16 protein-coding genes are annotated in these 16,314 nt (G+C 66.6%); 11 read left to right on the plus strand and 5 right to left on the minus strand.

Annotated features, from left to right (window positions below):
• Nucleotides 1-54 precede the first annotated feature (54 nt).
• The gene (locus tag E3T46_RS02065; RefSeq protein WP_134577280.1) at nucleotides 55-2,190 is read left to right on the plus strand and encodes an APC family permease; all 2,136 of its coding nucleotides are present in this window, start codon (nucleotides 55-57) and stop codon (nucleotides 2,188-2,190) included.
• 248 nt (nucleotides 2,191-2,438) lie between these two features.
• Nucleotides 2,439-2,726, plus strand: coding sequence for a DUF3073 domain-containing protein (locus tag E3T46_RS02070; RefSeq protein ID WP_092447876.1), 288 nt, complete (start codon nucleotides 2,439-2,441; stop codon nucleotides 2,724-2,726).
• A 263-nt stretch (nucleotides 2,727-2,989) separates the two neighbouring features.
• On the opposite strand, the gene purM is transcribed toward E3T46_RS02070, so the two are convergent.
• Genes purM through E3T46_RS18150 form a run of 3 tightly spaced genes read right to left on the minus strand, consistent with a single transcriptional unit; the run spans nucleotide 2,990 to nucleotide 6,117 of the window.
• Entirely contained in the window at nucleotides 2,990-4,114 is a 1,125-nt protein-coding gene (gene purM / locus E3T46_RS02075; protein ID WP_134577281.1) for a phosphoribosylformylglycinamidine cyclo-ligase, read from the minus strand.
• Complete coding sequence (gene purF / locus E3T46_RS02080) at nucleotides 4,111-5,700, minus strand: amidophosphoribosyltransferase (RefSeq protein WP_134443043.1); 1,590 nt, start codon at nucleotides 5,698-5,700, stop codon at nucleotides 4,111-4,113. The genes purM and purF overlap by 4 nt, the downstream gene beginning before the upstream one ends.
• 12 nt (nucleotides 5,701-5,712) lie before the next feature.
• Entirely contained in the window at nucleotides 5,713-6,117 is a 405-nt protein-coding gene (locus E3T46_RS18150) for a hypothetical protein (RefSeq protein ID WP_174844343.1), read from the minus strand.
• Between the two features lie 38 nt (nucleotides 6,118-6,155).
• Between E3T46_RS18150 and E3T46_RS02090 the strand changes: the two genes are divergently transcribed.
• Nucleotides 6,156-7,073 carry a ribokinase gene (locus E3T46_RS02090; protein ID WP_134577282.1) on the plus strand — a complete coding sequence of 306 codons (918 nt, stop codon included), beginning with the start codon at nucleotides 6,156-6,158 and terminating at the stop codon, nucleotides 7,071-7,073.
• Nucleotides 7,074-7,167: 94 nt separating this feature from the next.
• Here the strand turns inward: E3T46_RS02090 and E3T46_RS02095 are convergent, their stop codons facing one another.
• A complete protein-coding gene (locus E3T46_RS02095) occupies nucleotides 7,168-7,536 on the minus strand; it encodes a sterol carrier family protein (protein ID WP_134443041.1) in 369 nt (122 codons plus the stop codon).
• A gap of 266 nt (nucleotides 7,537-7,802) precedes the next feature.
• Between E3T46_RS02095 and purD the strand changes: the two genes are divergently transcribed.
• The 3 genes from purD (at nucleotide 7,803) to E3T46_RS02110 (ending at nucleotide 11,268) form a co-directional block, all read left to right on the plus strand.
• Nucleotides 7,803-9,068, plus strand: coding sequence for a phosphoribosylamine--glycine ligase (gene purD, locus E3T46_RS02100; RefSeq protein WP_134577283.1), 1,266 nt, complete (start codon nucleotides 7,803-7,805; stop codon nucleotides 9,066-9,068).
• Between the two features lie 153 nt (nucleotides 9,069-9,221).
• Nucleotides 9,222-10,181, plus strand: coding sequence for a phosphoribosylaminoimidazolesuccinocarboxamide synthase (locus tag E3T46_RS02105; RefSeq protein WP_241980410.1), 960 nt, complete (start codon nucleotides 9,222-9,224; stop codon nucleotides 10,179-10,181).
• A 214-nt stretch (nucleotides 10,182-10,395) separates the two neighbouring features.
• Nucleotides 10,396-11,268 (plus strand): VOC family protein, encoded by an 873-nt coding sequence (locus tag E3T46_RS02110; protein WP_134577426.1) that lies wholly within the window; start codon nucleotides 10,396-10,398, stop codon nucleotides 11,266-11,268.
• Between the two features lie 37 nt (nucleotides 11,269-11,305).
• On the opposite strand, the gene E3T46_RS02115 is transcribed toward E3T46_RS02110, so the two are convergent.
• Entirely contained in the window at nucleotides 11,306-12,019 is a 714-nt protein-coding gene (locus E3T46_RS02115; protein WP_134577285.1) for a TetR/AcrR family transcriptional regulator, read from the minus strand.
• A gap of 96 nt (nucleotides 12,020-12,115) precedes the next feature.
• Here E3T46_RS02115 and kynA point away from each other — a divergent pair, with 96 nt between their 5' ends.
• From kynA to purQ, 5 genes are all read left to right on the plus strand, one after another.
• The gene (gene kynA, locus E3T46_RS02120; protein WP_134577286.1) at nucleotides 12,116-12,970 is read left to right on the plus strand and encodes a tryptophan 2,3-dioxygenase; all 855 of its coding nucleotides are present in this window, start codon (nucleotides 12,116-12,118) and stop codon (nucleotides 12,968-12,970) included.
• The gene (locus E3T46_RS02125; RefSeq protein ID WP_134577287.1) at nucleotides 12,967-13,881 is read left to right on the plus strand and encodes an amidohydrolase; all 915 of its coding nucleotides are present in this window, start codon (nucleotides 12,967-12,969) and stop codon (nucleotides 13,879-13,881) included. Before kynA ends, E3T46_RS02125 begins: the two co-directional genes overlap by 4 nt.
• Nucleotides 13,878-15,170 (plus strand): aminotransferase class V-fold PLP-dependent enzyme, encoded by a 1,293-nt coding sequence (locus tag E3T46_RS02130; RefSeq protein ID WP_104131798.1) that lies wholly within the window; start codon nucleotides 13,878-13,880, stop codon nucleotides 15,168-15,170. The genes E3T46_RS02125 and E3T46_RS02130 overlap by 4 nt, the downstream gene beginning before the upstream one ends.
• Nucleotides 15,171-15,254: 84 nt before the next feature.
• Nucleotides 15,255-15,539: a phosphoribosylformylglycinamidine synthase subunit PurS gene (locus E3T46_RS02135; RefSeq protein WP_134443034.1), complete on the plus strand. Its 285-nt coding sequence runs from the start codon at nucleotides 15,255-15,257 to the stop codon at nucleotides 15,537-15,539.
• Nucleotides 15,539-16,234: a phosphoribosylformylglycinamidine synthase subunit PurQ gene (purQ, locus tag E3T46_RS02140; RefSeq protein WP_134577288.1), complete on the plus strand. Its 696-nt coding sequence runs from the start codon at nucleotides 15,539-15,541 to the stop codon at nucleotides 16,232-16,234. The genes E3T46_RS02135 and purQ overlap by 1 nt, the downstream gene beginning before the upstream one ends.
• The last annotated feature ends 80 nt before the right edge of the window (nucleotides 16,235-16,314 follow it).

Consider the following 16,314-nt stretch of genomic DNA (forward strand, 5'->3'; position numbering starts at 1 on the left):
ACCCGCATCCGCTTAAAAAAGCCACCCGATTTGACAGGGGCCAGCTTAGGTGTAATGTCGTCCCTCGTGACACCCGAGGCGAACGCCCCAGTACCGGAAAGCCGATCACCCAAGCGGTGGATCATCGGCGATCCGCTCCCCACCGAGCAGTTGGACGGCCAGCTGCTACCCAAGCACCTCGCTCTTCCCATTTTTGCCAGCGACCCACTGTCGAGCGTGGCCTACGCGCCGCAAGAGCTCCTGATGATTCTGACCCTCGGCGGGCTCGCCTTTTTGAGCTTCGCGCCGTGGGTCGCTGCCGTCGTCGTCATGCTTCTCATCGTTGTCGTAGCGTCGTATCGCCAGCTGATCAAGGCCTACCCATCTGGCGGCGGCGACTACGAGGTCGCCCACAAGAATCTGGGCGAAAAGGCTGGCCTGGTCGTCGCATCCGCTTTGCTCGTGGACTATGTGATGACCGTGGTCGTCTCGGTGGCCAGCGGCGTGGACAACATCATCTCCGCCATTCCAGCTCTCGCCCCGCTCCGCGTGGAGCTCGCGGTGATCTTCATCATTCTGCTCGCGGCGGTGAACCTCCGCGGCGTGCGCGAGTCGAGCAATGCCTTCGCTATTCCGACCTACCTCTTCATCGGCAGCGTGCTGCTGATGATCGTCGTCGGCCTCGTTCGGGCGCTGATGGGCGACGCCCCCGTCGCCGAGTCGGCCGGGTACGACGTGCAGGGCGAGAACCTCGCGCAGGCCGCGTTCATTCTGCTGCTGCTACGCTCCTTCGCAAGCGGATGCTCCGCCCTCACCGGCGTCGAAGCGATCGCCAACGGGGTACCGGCGTTCAAACACCCCAAGGTCAAGAACGCCCAGCGCACCCTGACGCTCATGGGTGGCATTGCCATCGTGTTGTTCGTCGGATTGACCGCCCTCGCGCTGATCTCCAAGGTGCACTACGCCGAGGCTCCCTGCGACCTGATCGGCTGGGCCGAGTGCGCCACTGCGCCCCAGCGCAGCCTCATCGCGCAGGTCGCCGCTGCCACGTTCGGCAACTTCTCGATCATGTTCTTCGTGCTGCAGGCAGCGACAGCAGCGGTGCTGTTGCTGGCCGCCAACACCGCGTTTAATGGCTTTCCACTGCTCGGCTCCGTGCTCGCACGCGACAAGTACGCACCGAAGTCGCTCAGTACCCGCGGCGACCGCCTGATCTACTCCAACGGCGTCGTGCTCCTGGCCCTGGCCGCCTGCGTGATCATGGTGGTTTACCGGGCCAACCTGACCGTGCTGATTCAGCTCTACATTATCGGCGTCTTCGTGTCATTTACGCTCGGCCAAACCGGCATGGTGCGGCACTGGCTGAAACTGCTCAAGAAGAATCCGCCAAACCGCGGGTCGATCATTCTGAGCCTGTCGATCAACGGTTTCGGCGCGGCGCTGACCGGTGTCGTGCTCATCGTTGTCACCATCACCAAGTTCACCCACGGCGCCTGGCTCGTGTTCGTGATGATGCCGGTGCTGTTCTTTCTCATGATGGGCGTCAACCGGTATTACCGAGACGTGGCCAAGGAGATCGAGGTCGACCCCGTCACGACGTTCGGTTCGCAGGGCGATCATGCCATCGTGCTGGTCGGCAAGATGCAGAAACCGGTGCTCAAGGCACTCGACTACGCGATCGCCGCCCGCCACGTGAGCCTCGAAGCCGTGCACGTCTCGATCGACACAGCCGAGACCAAGGAACTCAAACGCGCCTGGGTGAAGCAGAACATTCAGGTGCCGCTGCGCATCGTCGCCTCACCGTATCGCGACATCAGCTGGCCGCTGATCAGCTACATTCGGGGTCGCCGCGACGATCACGGCTCCGAGGTCATCACCGTGTACACGCCCATCTACATCGTCGGCCACTGGTGGGAGAACCTGCTGCACAACCACAAGGCCCGCCGACTGCGTCAGAAGCTGATGATGGTGCACGGCGTCACGATCGCCCTCGTGCCCTGGCTGCTCGACTCGTCTGAGCTCATCTATGGTCGCCGCTCGCGGCCGATCCCCGGCCAGGATCGACGCGGTGAGCCGGTGCGATCCCGCCCGGTGTCGCGCCGTCCGCTCGCACCGCCCACCGGAGCCCCCGACGCGGCGACGAAGTTGAGCCCGGTCGTTGTGCCGTCGCAGTCTCGGCCGACGGCATCGCGTCGCCGGAAGCGCAAGTAGCGGCTGGCCAGCGCCCGGGACCAGCCAGCCAGCGGCATCCGCTCGCCATGATTTGCGCGACCAGGCCGGGCCGGAGAACCGATCCGCTATCCATTCTTACGGTCTGACCGGCCCGTTTGATCTTTGAGCAGCGTCAGTGGGCGGCAAGGCCCGTCATGCTAAACTAAACTCTAGTTTTTACACATTCCGTTCGGCAAATCCCGAGTGTCTCGCGACTCGCTCGGCCTGGCATCGTAAGGGGGTCACGCATGGGGCGCGGCCGTCAAAAAGCAAAGCACACCAAGGTAGCTCGGGAGCTGAAGTACTTCAGCCCGGATACCAACTACAACGCGCTCGAACGCGAGTTGACCGGGCATCCGTCCGATCCTCGCCTCGACGAAGACCTCGCCAAGTGGCCGGAGTATGAAGCGGACAAGGCCAAGAAGGCCACCGGTGGTGACACCGTTGATTCCGCTGACGATGACGACGACGATCCGGATGACGACGACCGTTACGTCGACCACTACGCCACCGAAGACGAGAAGAAGCGCGCCTAACGCCGCCAGCAACCTCGGTCGCGATGCCTGGTGTATCGCGCGCTTCTTGGGGTACACGCGGTTCGTGCTGCCATTTGTGGCCCGCGCGCTCGGCATGCCACGCGCGCGATCACCACGAGGCACCCCGTGCAACAACCGGCCACGCCGCTCTTGGCGCGCACGGACGCGCGTGCAGCGACCGGCCGTGCTGCTGCCGCCCCGCGAGCCCCCGGGGCCCCCGGGCAACAAGCCACCGGGTGAGTGCCCCTGAGGAGGCGGGAACCCTAGTTCGCGTAGGCGCCGACGAGACGCACGGCGCCGCCGTTGACGCCCTTGGCGCCCTGTTCGAACCCGGTCAGGTCGTGCTCGGCGCGCGAGACGCGGCCGGTGACCCAGGCGGGAATACCGCTCCGAGCCAGCCGTGCGATGACCGATGAAGCGGATGCCGCATCCACGACCGCGAACATGCCGACTCCGAGGTTCCAGGTTCCTTCAGCGCTTTCGAGCGTTGACCCGGCCATGTCGCCGAGCACCCGGAACACGGGGGCGGGCGACCAGGTAGACCGGTCAACCTCGACCCAGGAGCCAACGGGCAGCACCCGAGCGAGGTTGGCGGCGATGCCACCGCCGGTGACATGGCTGAGTGAGTGGATGGCACCGGCCAGCTCTGGGTCGCCGAGCACGTCGCGCAGCGGGCCGGTGTACAGTCGGGTCGGTTCGAGCAGAACTTCGCCGACTACGCCGCCGAGTTCGGCGGAGGTATCGGTGTAGCCGATGCCGCGCTGAGCCAGAATGTGGCGCACGAGCGAGTAGCCGTTGGAGTGCAGGCCGCTCGAGGCCATGGCGATGACGACATCACCGGAGAGAACCTTCTCGGCGCCGAGCACCTGGTCGGCTTCGACCACGCCGGTGGCCGCGCCGGCCACGTCATAGTCGTCCGGGCCGAGCAGGCCCGGGTGTTCGGCGGTTTCGCCGCCGACGAGGGCCGTTCCGGTCTCGGAGCAGGCGCGGGCGATTCCGGCGACGATCGAGGCGATGCGCTCGGGCACGACCTTGCCGCAGGCAATGTAGTCGGTCATGAACAGCGGGCGGGCGCCGACCACGATGATGTCATCAACGACCATGCCGACGAGGTCCTGGCCGATGGTGTCGTGCTTGTCGATGGCCTGCGCGATGGCGACCTTGGTGCCGACGCCATCCGTTGAGGTGGCCAGCAGCGGCTGCCGAAACTTGGTGAGGAAAGACACGTCGAACAGTCCGGCGAAGCCGCCGACCCCGCCCCAGACCTCGGGGCCGTGGGTCTTCGATACGGCGGACTTCATGAGCTCGACCGCAAGGTCACCGGCTCGGGTATCGACTCCGGCCGCTGCATAAGACGCGTTGGAGATACTGGACGAGTTGTTGCTCATTCTGGTCTTCCCGGATCACCGAACGGTACCTGGCCCAGGCGGGCGAGGGCTTCTTCTTGTCGTGCGGCGGGTGCCAGCACGGCTTCCAGATCGGAATCGGGACCCGGGTCACATCCGTTTGATGCGGCCGGACGCTCGAGCAGGTTCTTGCCGAGGTGTTGCGATTCGGGCAGCGCGATCGGGTACACGCCGGTGAAGCAGGCGGTGCAGAGACGCTCCCGCGGCTGCTCGGTGGCTTCGATCATGCCGTCTTCGGAGAGGTAGCCGAGCGAGTCGGCGCCGATCGACTGGCGCACCTCGTCGACCTCGAGGCCGGTCGCGATGAGCTCGGCACGACTGGCAAAGTCGATGCCGTAGAAGCACGGCCAGGTGATCGGCGGGCTTGAGATGCGCACGTGCACCTCGGCGGCGCCGGCCTCCCGCAGCATGCTCACGAGCGCGCGCTGGGTGTTGCCGCGCACGATTGAGTCGTCGACCACGATGAGGCGCTTGCCCTTGATCACGTTCTTGAGCGGGTTCAATTTCAAACGGATGCCGCGCTGCCGGATGGTTTGCGACGGCGCGATAAAGGTGCGCCCGACGTAGGAATTCTTCACGAGACCCTGACCGAACGGAATGCCGGACGCCTGCGCGTAGCCGATGGCTGCCGGAGTGCCGGATTCCGGCGTGGGGATCACGAGATCGGCTTCGACCGGGTACTCCGCCGCGAGCTTGCGACCCATTTCGACCCGTGCCTCGTGCACGCCACGACCAGCGATCGTGGTGTCGGGGCGGGCGAGGTAGACGTACTCGAAGACGCAGCCCTTGGGGTCGGCCTTGGCGAACCGCTGGGTGCGCAGCCCGTTCTCGTCGATCGTGATGAGCTCGCCGGGCTCGACCTCGCGCACGAAGCTCGCGCCGACAATGTCGAGGGCTGCGGTTTCGGAGGCGACGACCCAGCCGCGTTCGAGGCGGCCGAGCACGAGCGGGCGAACGCCCTGGGGATCGCGAGCGGCGTAGAGGGTGGTTTCGTCCATGAACACGAGGCAGTAGGCCCCACGCAGCCGCGGCAGCACCTCGAGCGCCGTGGCCTCGAGGGTGTGGTCGAGGTCGCCGGTGAGCAGGGCGGTGATCACTGCGGTGTCGGTGGTGTTGCCCCTGGCCAGCTCACCGTCGACCTTGGGGTAGCGTTCACGCACGAGTTCGAGCAGCTCAGCCGTGTTGGTGAGGTTGCCGTTGTGGCCGAGGGCCACCGTTCCGCTCGAGGTGCGGCCGAGGGTTGGCTGGGCGTTCTGCCAGCTCGAGGACCCGGTCGTGGAATAGCGGGTGTGCCCGACGGCGATGTGCCCGAGCAGGGTGCTCAGCGAGGCTTCATTGAAGACCTGCGAGACCAATCCCATGTCTTTGTAGATGAGGATCTTACTGCCGTCACTCGTGGCAATTCCGGCCGATTCCTGGCCGCGGTGCTGCAGGGCGTAGAGGCCGAAGTAGCTGAGTTTGGCCACCTCTTCGCCGGGAGCCCAGACCCCGAAGACCCCACAAGCGTCTTGTGGGCCCTTCTCGTTGGGAAGAAGATCGTGATTTAACAGTCCGTCGCCACCGGGCAAGCCGCAGCCTCTTTACTTCTCGTTGAACGTGGGGAATTCGTCATCGGGGGTGCCGGAGCCAGGCTCAGCGGCACGCAATTCGCTTGTGGTACTGACACCGTTCGTGCCCAGTCTATCCGCGACGACCGACATCTTGGAGCGGCCAATGATTCGGTCGATCACGAGGGCCACCACCGCGCCGAGCGCAGTGCCGATGGCGACCCCGCCGAGCAGCAGAAAGCCGAAGATTTGCATCCGTTCGTACTCCTCGGTCTCCGGGAAGGAGACGGTGAGAATGAGCGCGACCAGCACCCCTACGATGGCGCCGAGCAACATGAAATTGCGGTACCGCGGGGCCCGGTGCAGGGTCACGGTCGCCTCGGCGCGCACGATCTCGTTCTCGGCCGACGGGTTCTGGGGCTGCTCAGAAGAACTCACGCCTCTATTGTCCCATGAGCGGATGCGAGACTGACTCTATGAACTCGATTGCGGTACTCGGAAGCGCCAACATGGACCTCGTCGTGCGGCAGTCGCGCCTGCCCCGACCAGGCGAGACGATTTTCGGGGCTGGCTTCAGCACGGTTCCCGGTGGAAAAGGACTCAACCAGGCGGTCGCCGCGGCCCGGTTGGGCGGGGCCGTGAACTTTCTGGGAGCTGTGGGAGCGGATGCCTACGGGAGCGAGCTGCGCGCGCTGATGCTGGCCGAGGGCATCCGTGCTGATGGCCTCGCGACAGCGGATGCCCCCACTGGCACCGCCCACATCTCCGTCGTGGACAGTGGCGAGAACTCGATCGTGGTGGTGTCGGGCGCGAACGCCGCGGTCACGACGCTGAGCGAGGTGCAGCGGGCGGCGATCGCGGAGTCGGCGTTTCTGGTGATGCAGTGCGAGCTGCCGATCTCCGTACTGGTCGAGGGGATCGCCGCGGCCCACGCCGCCGGAGTGTTCACCGTGCTGACCCCGGCGCCGGTCATGCCGCTGCCCGAGGGGTTTCTCGCCTCGGTCGACCTCGTGGTTCCCAACCAGATCGAGGCCGCCGAACTCACCGGGGAAAGCGACCCGGTGCGAGCCGCCGAGGTACTCAGCGCTGACCAGACCTGGGCGATCGTGACGCTGGGTTCGGAAGGTTCGGTCGTCGCCTATGACGGCGAGGTCCTCGGACTCGCCCCGGCCCGGCCCGTGACGGCCGTCGATACGACCGCGGCCGGCGACACCTTCGTCGGGGCGCTCGTGGCGCGCCTGGCGGCGGGATACGTCCGTGGCACGGCCGTGACGCCGGACGAGATGGTCGAGGCCGTGCGTTTCGCGACCGTCGCGTCGTCGATCGCGGTGACCAGGGCGGGGGCGACCTCGTCGATGCCTACCCGCGACGAAGTAGAGGCAATCCTCGTGTAGCACGTTCGCGAAAGCGCACAAACGCCCGTTTGGCAACGAGACCTGAACCTCGCCCAGGGGCCAAGATGGCATCTCGCGCCATCAAGGCGCGCCGCTAGTGCAGGGGCAGCACGGGCACGTGGCCGGTCAGGTCGGCGCGGGCCCCGGAGGCGTGGATGGCCCCCGACGCGACACCATCGGCGAAGGCGAGGGTGCCGGTGGCGAGGCCAAGCCAGGTGGCGACATCCATTTCGACCACATTGGGCGGCGTGCCACGGGTGTGCCGGGGGCCCTCGATGCACTGCGTGGCGCCAAATGGCGGCACGCGCACCTCGAGGGTGTTTCCTTCGGCCTGTTCGGCCAGCAGTTGCAGGGTGTAGCGCACCGCTTGGGCGCGGATATCCCGGCTCGCGGCGCGGCCGCCCTCAAGCGCTGCCCGCACGGCCGCCCGGCCGGCTCCGTCGTCGATGCGTGCTCGTGCCATGGCTCCAGTCTGCCGGATCAGGCGGCGGGCGTGTACTCCACGATGGCGAGAACGATGTTCGGGCGAACCTGGCGGAGATCCAATTGGTGCTCTGGGTGAGCGCGATGATGCGCGCGTCCGCGTATGGAATCAGCGCGCGGTGCAACGCCTCGATGGCGGCTTCCCACCGGTAGCCGGGCACGCTGACGGGGACAAGAGTCCGGGATCAGGGGCATGCCCATATCCCAGTGCCGTGGCGGGGCCGAGGCATCGGGTAGCCTGAAACGGTGAAAATTCTGGTCCTTGGTTCCGGTGCCCGCGAGCACGCCATCATCACCGCGCTGCTCCGTGAGGAGCCGCGGCCCAGCGTCGAGTGCGCCCCCGGCAACGCCGGAATCGCGGCCCAGGTGCCGGTTGTCGCTCTCGATCCGAACGACCCGGTCACCGTGACCGACTATGCGGTGCTGCACAGCATCGAGCTCGTCGTGATCGGTCCGGAGGCTCCGCTTGTGGCCGGTGTCGCCGACGCCCTGCGCGCCCGCGGCATCGCCGTGTTTGGGCCGGACAAAGCCGCCGCAGCCCTCGAAGGCAGCAAAACCTTCGCCAAACGCATCATGGATGCGGCCGGCGTTCCCACCGGCCGTGCCGTGCGTGCCGGCACCCTGGCCGAGGCCGAAACCGCCCTCGACGAGTTCGGCGCCCCCTACGTGGTCAAGGCTGATGGCCTCGCCGCGGGCAAGGGCGTGCTGGTCACCACTGACCGCGACGCCGCGATCAGTCACGCGACCTTCTGGCTCGAACACGGCAGCGTTTTGATCGAAGAATTTCTCGATGGCCAGGAGATTTCGCTCTTTCTGCTCAGCGACGGCGAGAACGTGCTGCCGCTCTCCCCCGCTCAGGACTACAAGCGCGCCCTGGACAACGACGCCGGCCCCAACACCGGCGGCATGGGCGCGTACTCCCCGCTGCCCTGGCTTGACGCCCAGTTCGGCAGCGAGAACGCGTTCGTCGACGAGATCATCGAAACCGTCGCGCTGCCGACCGTGCGCCAGCTCTCGGCCGAGGGCACCCCGTTCGTCGGCCTGCTCTACTGCGGCCTTATTTTGACGGATGCCGGCATTCGCGTCATCGAATTCAACGCGCGTTTCGGGGATCCAGAGACTCAGGTCGTGCTACCGCGCCTGGTCACGCCGCTCTCCGGGCTGCTGTTCGCCGCGGCGACCGGCCTGCTCGGCGGGCTGCCCCGGCCGGTTTTTTCGGCCGACGTGGCTGTCACCGTCGTTCTCGCGAGCGAAAATTACCCCCAAGAACCGCTCGTCGAGCGCGAAATCACCGGGCTCGACGCCGCCCTGGCCGTGGACGGCGTCACGATCGCGCACGCCGCGACCCGGCTCGACGGAGGCACCCTGGTATCAACCGGTGGCCGGGTGCTCAGCGTTGTCGCCGTCGGGGCCTCCTTCGCCGAGGCTCGCGCCCGCGCCTACGCGGCTCTCGGGCACGTGTCCCTGGCCGGCGCGCACTTTCGCACGGATATTGCTGCCCGGGTCGTCTGAGTCCCCGCGCCGATGCCGTCCCCACTCGCGCCGTGCATAACTCCTGCAATTTGCTGACGGGCGCCAGAACTTCCCCGTCTTTGCGGGGGCACCGCCCGCCGAGCAGATTTTCTGCAGGAGTTGTGTGCACTGGAGATGCGGGAGAATGAACGGGTGAGCCAATCTGAGCACGAGTCCCCCGCATCCGCTGCCGCCGTCCTTGACGGGTGGACGCTCGTCTACTCGGGCAAGGTGCGCGACCTCTACGTTGAATCAAGCGGTATCGAGACAGCGGATGCCGCCCCCTCCCTCGAGACAGCCTCACGTGTGCTCGTGGTCGCCAGCGACCGGGTGAGCGCCTTCGACCACGTGCTAGAGCCCGGCATCCCGGGCAAGGGCGAACTGCTGACCACCCTGAGCCTGTGGTGGTTCGACCGGTTGCGCGACGTTCCCAACCACCTCGTCGCCGACCATGAATTGGTCGGCAACTCGGTGCGCGAGCTGATTCCCGCCGCCGTGGCCGGTCGAGCCATGCTCTGCCGAACCCTCGACATGTACCCGATCGAGTGCGTCGTGCGCGGCTACCTCACCGGCAGCGGCTGGAAGGAATACCTCCAGTCTCAGTCGGTGTGTGGCATTGCGCTGCCGGCCGGCCTGCAGAACGGCGACCGACTGCCCGAACCCATCTACACTCCGGCGTGGAAGGCCCCGATGGGTCAGCACGACGAGAACATCTCCTTCGAGCGCACGGTCGAGCTCGTCGGCGCGCAGGTCGCCGCCGAGCTGCGTGACCTGTCGCTCGCCCTGTTCGCTACCGCCAGCGCGATCGCGGAACAGGCCGGCGTCATTCTCGCCGACACCAAGTTCGAGTTCGGCGCCGACCGGCAGACCGGGGTGACCGTGCTCGCCGACGAGGTGTTCACGAGCGACTCCAGTCGGTACTGGGACGCCGAAGCCTGGAAGACGGGCACCACGCCGGAGACCCGGATGGCGAGCTTCGACAAGCAGATCGTGCGCAACTGGCTCGCCGCGCACTGGGACGGCGCCGGCACCCCGCCGGTACTGCCGAACGAAATCGTCGAGCAGACCGCGGCCCGCTACCGCGAGCTGCTCGAGCGCCTGTCACTGGCCTGACCCGTCGCGGCGCTGAGGCGTCTGTCGGCGCACGACGCCCTGCGCGCCGCAACCGGCGTGGAAGCAGTCGGCGCAGCAGCAGTCGAGCCGGCCCGCAGTCGGCCCGCAGTCGGGGGGAGCATAACTGCGCGGATCGCGGAATAGCCCGGGCGACGCCTAAGTTGTGCCTGCTGTGACCCTAACTGCGAAAGATCTGCTGGCCGCCGACACCGGAATGGGCGCCGTGACCCTGCGCGTGGGCAGCCTCGACGCCATGATCGCGTACTACCGCGACATCGTGACCCTCGACCTCATCAGCCAGGACGGCCCCGTCGCCGTGCTCGGCCGCGGTCCTGTTCCGCTCGTCATTTTGCAGCACGCCCCCGAGCTCAGGGCCGCCGAACCACGCTCGGCCGGGCTGTACCACACGGCCATTCTGTTCGACACGCAGGCCGACCTCGCCGCTGCGGTGTACTCGATCGGCACGAAATCCCCCGAAACGTTCACCGGCAGCGCGGATCACCTGGTCAGCCAGGCCTTCTACTTCACCGACCCGGAGGGCAACGGCATCGAGTTGTACTGGGACCGCGATCGCACACTGTGGAGCTGGACCCACGGCCAGGTCGAAATGGCCTCGCTCTACCTCGATCCGAACGCATTCATTTCGGAGCATATGTCGGAGCGGCCGAGCACGGGACACGCGATCGTCGGCCACGTGCACCTCTCGGTTGGCGATGTCGCCAGTGCCCGCGAGTTCTACGTGAACCGACTCGGCTTCGAGGCGACCGCGAACTTCGGCCCCTCCGCCCTGTTCGTCTCGGCCGGCGGCTACCACCACCACATGGCCATGAACACCTGGGAGAGCTCGGGCAGCGGCAAGCGCCGCCTGGCCCTCGGTCTGGGCGAGGTCAGCATTATCGTGCCCAGCACTGACGACGTGGGTGCCCTCAACGAGCGCCTGGACCACTACAACGTCGACACCCGTCACGACGGGCAGACCCTCCGCTTCGACGACCCCTGGGCCAACCTCATCCACGTGCGCGCGGCGGATATCGCTGAAACTCCAGGTGCCCCCGCATCCGCCACGGACCCCGTCGCCACGCCGTAACTTCCCGGAGAGCAACGAGCGGCGCTTCCGGTGAAGTTCAGCGGGCGGCGCGGGCCGCCCGCCGGGTGAGGCCGTGCACGGTCGCCTGGTAGTCCTTCACGTTGAGCGGGCGACCGGGCAGCTTCGGCCGGGGCACATCCGCCGCACGCAGGCCGTCGAGCACGATCGACAGCTGACGCCGCCACTGACCGGCGTAGCCGTCGCCGAGACTGCCGAGCGATCCGACCATCGTGACGAGCACGGCGAGATCGACCGCGTCGACGTCGCGGCGCAGGGTGCCGTCCTTCTTCGCACGAGCGACCAGGCTTGCGATGAAGCCGTCGAACTCGGCGGCCGGCCGTGCCGACGGGTCGAGCTGGGCCATGCGCCGCAGTATCGGCGGCAGCGACGGGTCAGCGACCAGCCATTCGGCGACCCGCTCGGTGTAGACGACGAGCGCGTCCCACGGTGTGGGCGCGGCCTCGATTTCGCCGCGCACCGCGTGTAACTCCGCCAAGGCCAGGTCGTAGAGGGTGCGCACCAGATCGTCTCTGGTCGCAAAATTGCGGTACAGGGTAGCCACGCCGACCTCGGCCTGGCGGGCGATCTCTTCGAGCGATGCGTCGACGCCGTGCTGCGCGATCAGAGCGCGCGCGCTGATGATGAGACGGTCGCGGTTCAGCCGGGCGTCGCGGCGACGCGGCGGCGTGCTTCGCTCGGCAGCCGAGGCAACCGGTACGCCATCCTGGGGCTTTCGGGTCGGCGAGGTCATGCGGTCCAGTCTAGAACTTCGCCCTGTGCGCTTCGCCCCCGGTGTTGCGCCCGCCGCCGCAACGTGCGCACAATTTGAACAAGCCGAACGGAACCCATGACCCTCAAAAACAACACCCGCGAGTTCGACCCCGAGATCGTCACCGATTTTCGAGAGAAGATGAGCTATGGGACCTACCTTGACCTTCCCGTTCTGCTCGCTGCGCAGAATCCGGTCAGCGTTCCGGAACACCACGATGAGCTGTTGTTCATTATTCAGCACCAGACCACCGAACTGTGGCTCAAGCTCATGCTGCATGAGCTTCGCGCAGCCATCGAAGCGCTGCGCCAGGATCAACTCGCGCCGGCCCTCAAAGGCGTTGCCCGGGTCAAACACATCCAGCGCACACTGACCGAGCAGTGGTCGGTGCTCGCCACCCTCACCCCGACTGAATACGCGCAGTTTCGGCACTTTCTCGGTAATTCGAGCGGGTTTCAGTCGTACCAGTACCGTGCGGTCGAATTCGCCCTGGGCAACAAGAACCGCCGCATGCTGACGGTCTTTGAAGCGGATGCCCCGGCTCACGCCCTGCTGACCGACATGCTCGAGGCGCCGAGCCTGTACGACGAATTTCTCCGTTACCTGCACCGCGCGGGCTTCGACATTCCGGCCGCCATCCGGGGCCGCGACGTCACCGAGGCCTGGACGTTTCACCCCGAACTCGTACATACTTTTCGCGGAATATACGAGAACGCGTCCCAGAATTGGGCCGCCTACGAGGCCTGCGAAGAACTGGTCGACCTTGAAGACAACTTTCAGCTCTGGCGCTTTCGCCACTTGAAGACCGTGCAGCGCATTATCGGTATGAAGCACGGCACCGGCGGTTCGAGCGGCGCGGCCTTTCTGCAAAAGGCCCTCGAGCTCACGTTCTTTCCGGAGCTGTTCGCGGTGCGCACGGAGATCGGAGCGTGACCGGCCAGTCCGTTCATGGGCACTTTCTGCACGGGCGGGGCGCGGTCTATCGGGGCTTTCTCGACGCCCACGTGCACCTGGCCCTGATTGATCCGGGCCAGCTGGTCGACGGCGGCATCGCCCGAGTGATCGACCTCGGCGGCTGGCTGCCGAACGGCAAACGCGAAGACATGCCAGATGTGGCATATGCCTACCAATTCCTCACGGCGCCGGGCGGCTACCCGCGCCAGGCTGGTTGGGCCGAACCCGGTTGGTGCCGGGAGATTGCAACAGCCGCGGATGCTGCGGCGGCGGTCGATTTACAGGCCGCGGCGGGGGCATCCGTTTTGAAGGTCACGCTGAATGCCGTGGCCGGTCCGGTGTTGAATGCCGAGGCACTGACCGCGGCGGTCGATCGGGCCCACGAATGCGGGCTGCCGGTCGTGGCGCACGCCGAGGGCGCCGGGCAGGCCGATCGGGCCTTCGCCGCGGGAGTCGATGCGTTCGCGCACACGCCGTTTTCGGAGCGCCTCGCCGACGATCTGGTGACGGCGATGGCGGCCAGCATGACCTGGATCAGCACCCTGGACATTCACGGCTGGGGCTCAGCCACCGACGAATTCGACGTTGCCAGTGACAATCTGAGTCGATTTCATTCCGCAGGCGGGCGAGTGCTGTACGGCACCGACCTCGGCAACGGGCCGCTCCCGCTCGGCATCAACCGTCGCGAGATCAGCGCCCTGCTCGGCGCCGGGCTGACCCCCGACGACGTGTTGGACGCCCTGTGCCCGCGCTTACCGCTCGGTCTGGCCCTCGCTGACACGCGGGTGACCTTCATTCCCGGCGAGCGCCCACGCGATCCAGACGAATTCACCGAGTGGCTCGGCAGCGCCCGCGCCCTCACCCACTCAGAACTCGAGGTACTCGAATGACGCCCACCCTTGCCGGAGCAACCGGCCTGGACGCCCAACTCACCTTTGCGCGCCGAATGGACCGCATCGACGGCCTGGCGCACTACCGCGGCCGTTTTCTCGGCACCGACGCCGACCCCGAGACCGCCAACCCCCGTTCTTATCTCGACGGCAACTCGCTCGGCCGCCCACTGCGGGCGAGCGCCGAACGCATCGCCGACTTTCTGCAGCAGGACTGGGGTACGCGACTCATTCGCGGCTGGGACGAGCAGTGGATGGAGTTGCCCCTGCAGATCGGCGACGACCTCGGCCGGGCTTGCCTCGGCGCGGCCGCCGGGCAGGTGTTCGTCGGCGACTCGACGACCGTACTGCTCTACAAACTTGCCCGCGCCGCGGTGGATTCACGTCCCAACCGCACCGAAATCGTGCTTGACAGCGACAACTTTCCCACCGACCGCTACATTCTCGAGGGCATCGCGCGGGAGCGTGGCCTCACGCTGCGCTGGATCGACTCCGATCCGGAGGGTGGCGTCACGGCCGAACAGGTGCGCCAGGTCGTAGGGTCACAGACCTCGCTGGTGCTGCTCAGCCACGTCGCCTACCGTTCCGGTTACCTCGCCGACATGAGGGCGATCACCGCCATCGCCCACGAACACGACGCCCTCGTGCTCTGGGACCTGAGCCATTCGGTCGGCTCGGTTCCGGTGCAGCTCGACCTCTGCGACGTCGACCTCGCGGTCGGCTGCTCCTACAAGTATCTGAGTGGCGGGCCCGGCGCGCCGGCCTTCGGGTACGTCAAGAGTGACCTGCAGGATGTGCTGACCCAGCCAATTCAGGGCTGGATGGGAACGCAGGACATCTTTGAAATGGGGCCGGGGTATCGGCCGGCCACCGGCATCCGTCGATTCATGAGCGGAACGCCCGCCGTGCTGGGCATGCTCGCGATGCAGGACACGATTGCCATGCTCGACGAGGCGACGATCGAATCGGTGCGCGCGAAGTCGGTGGCGCTGACCGAGTTCGCGATCACCCTCGTCGACGAGTGGCTCGCGCCGATGGGCGTCACCGTGGCATCGCCGCGGGAACAGACGCATCGCGGCGGGCACGTGACGATCAACCATCCGCTCATGCGTCAGGTGACCAAGATTCTGTGGGATAACGATGTGATTCCCGACTTTCGCGCCCCAAACGGGCTGCGGCTCGGGTTGGCTCCGCTCAGCACGAGCTTCGTCGAGACCTACGACGGCGTGGCCGCCGTACGCGACGTGCTGCGCGGCATTCTGCTCGGCCAAAGCGGGCTGAGCCAGTAGACCGGCGGGCCCGGTCGGGCTCGACCTGTAGAATTGTAGCGATTTGCCACGACTAATAGCCCCAGACTGTATGCGGAGTGCCCTGTGCCAACGATCGTCGTCGAAGTAATGCCCAAGGCTGAGTTGCTTGACCCCCAGGGCAAGGCCGTCGCCGGCGCCCTCGGTCGCCTCGGTCAGACCCAATCAGCGCTGGCCAACGTCACCGGCGTGCGCGTCGGCAAGCGCTTCGAGATTTCCCTCGACGGTGAAGCGGATGCCACGACCCTCGCCGCCGTGCGCGAGCTCGCCGACACCGTGCTCTCCAACTCCGTGATCGAGGATGTCGTCGGCATCCACGTGCAGGACGCCCCCTCGTCAGCGGTCGCCTGATGCGGATCGGCGTCGTCACCTTTCCCGGCTCGCTCGATGATCGTGACGCTGCGCGCGCGATTCGTCTCGCCGGCGCCGACGCTGTAGCCCTCTGGCACGGCGACCACGACCTGCACGGCGTCGACGCCATCGTGCTGCCCGGCGGATTCAGCTACGGCGATTACCTGCGGGCCGGCGCCATCGCAAGCCTTTCGCCGATCATGACCGAGGTCATCGACGCGGCCAACAAGGGCATGCCGGTGCTGGGAATCTGCAACGGATTCCAGATGCTCACCGAGGCCCACCTGCTCGACGGCGGACTTATTCGCAACGACAAGGGCCGCTTCATCTGCCGGGACCAGGGCTTGCGCATCGAGAACAACGCGAGCGACTGGACCAACGGTTTCGAAGCCAACGCCGAAATCGTCATTCCGCTCAAGAACGGCGAGGGCTCGTTCATGGCCTCGGCCGAGACCCTCAAAATGCTCGAGGGTGAAAGCCGAATCGTAGCTCGCTACCTCGGAAACCCGAACGGGTCACTGAACGACATTGCCGGCGTGACCAACGCCCGCGGCAACGTCGTCGGCCTCATGCCACACCCCGAGCACGCCGTCGAGGCCGGCTTCGGGCCCGACACCGACGCGGCGATGGCCAGCGGTATTGACGGCCTCACGTTCTTCACCTCGGTCATCGCGCGGACGCTCGTCGGCGCGTAGCCGCGCTGCGTCGGTTCGGCCAGATAGCCGCGCCCGCGCTCGCCTCATCACGTCCGGGCGCGGCATCCGCTTGGCGAGGC

It is taken from the genome of Cryobacterium sp. Hh11, from assembly GCF_004404045.1.
In the GTDB taxonomy this organism is placed as follows: Bacteria; Actinomycetota; Actinomycetes; order Actinomycetales; family Microbacteriaceae; genus Cryobacterium; species Cryobacterium levicorallinum.

Excerpts from the sequence above, each read along its gene's own strand:
- E3T46_RS02065 (WP_134577280.1), top strand. The coding sequence starts at position 55 with ATGTCGTCCCTCGTGACACCCGAGGCGAACGCCCCAGTACCGGAAAGC.
- E3T46_RS02070 (WP_092447876.1), top strand. The coding sequence starts at position 2,439 with ATGGGGCGCGGCCGTCAAAAAGCAAAGCACACCAAGGTAGCTCGGGAG.
- purM (WP_134577281.1), bottom strand. The coding sequence starts at position 4,114 with ATGAGCAACAACTCGTCCAGTATCTCCAACGCGTCTTATGCAGCGGCC.
- E3T46_RS02090 (WP_134577282.1), top strand. The coding sequence starts at position 6,156 with ATGAACTCGATTGCGGTACTCGGAAGCGCCAACATGGACCTCGTCGTG.
- E3T46_RS02095 (WP_134443041.1), bottom strand. The coding sequence starts at position 7,536 with ATGGCACGAGCACGCATCGACGACGGAGCCGGCCGGGCGGCCGTGCGG.
- E3T46_RS02110 (WP_134577426.1), top strand. The coding sequence starts at position 10,396 with ATGGGCGCCGTGACCCTGCGCGTGGGCAGCCTCGACGCCATGATCGCG.
- E3T46_RS02115 (WP_134577285.1), bottom strand. The coding sequence starts at position 12,019 with ATGACCTCGCCGACCCGAAAGCCCCAGGATGGCGTACCGGTTGCCTCG.
- kynA (WP_134577286.1), top strand. The coding sequence starts at position 12,116 with ATGACCCTCAAAAACAACACCCGCGAGTTCGACCCCGAGATCGTCACC.
- E3T46_RS02130 (WP_104131798.1), top strand. The coding sequence starts at position 13,878 with ATGACGCCCACCCTTGCCGGAGCAACCGGCCTGGACGCCCAACTCACC.
- purQ (WP_134577288.1), top strand. The coding sequence starts at position 15,539 with ATGCGGATCGGCGTCGTCACCTTTCCCGGCTCGCTCGATGATCGTGAC.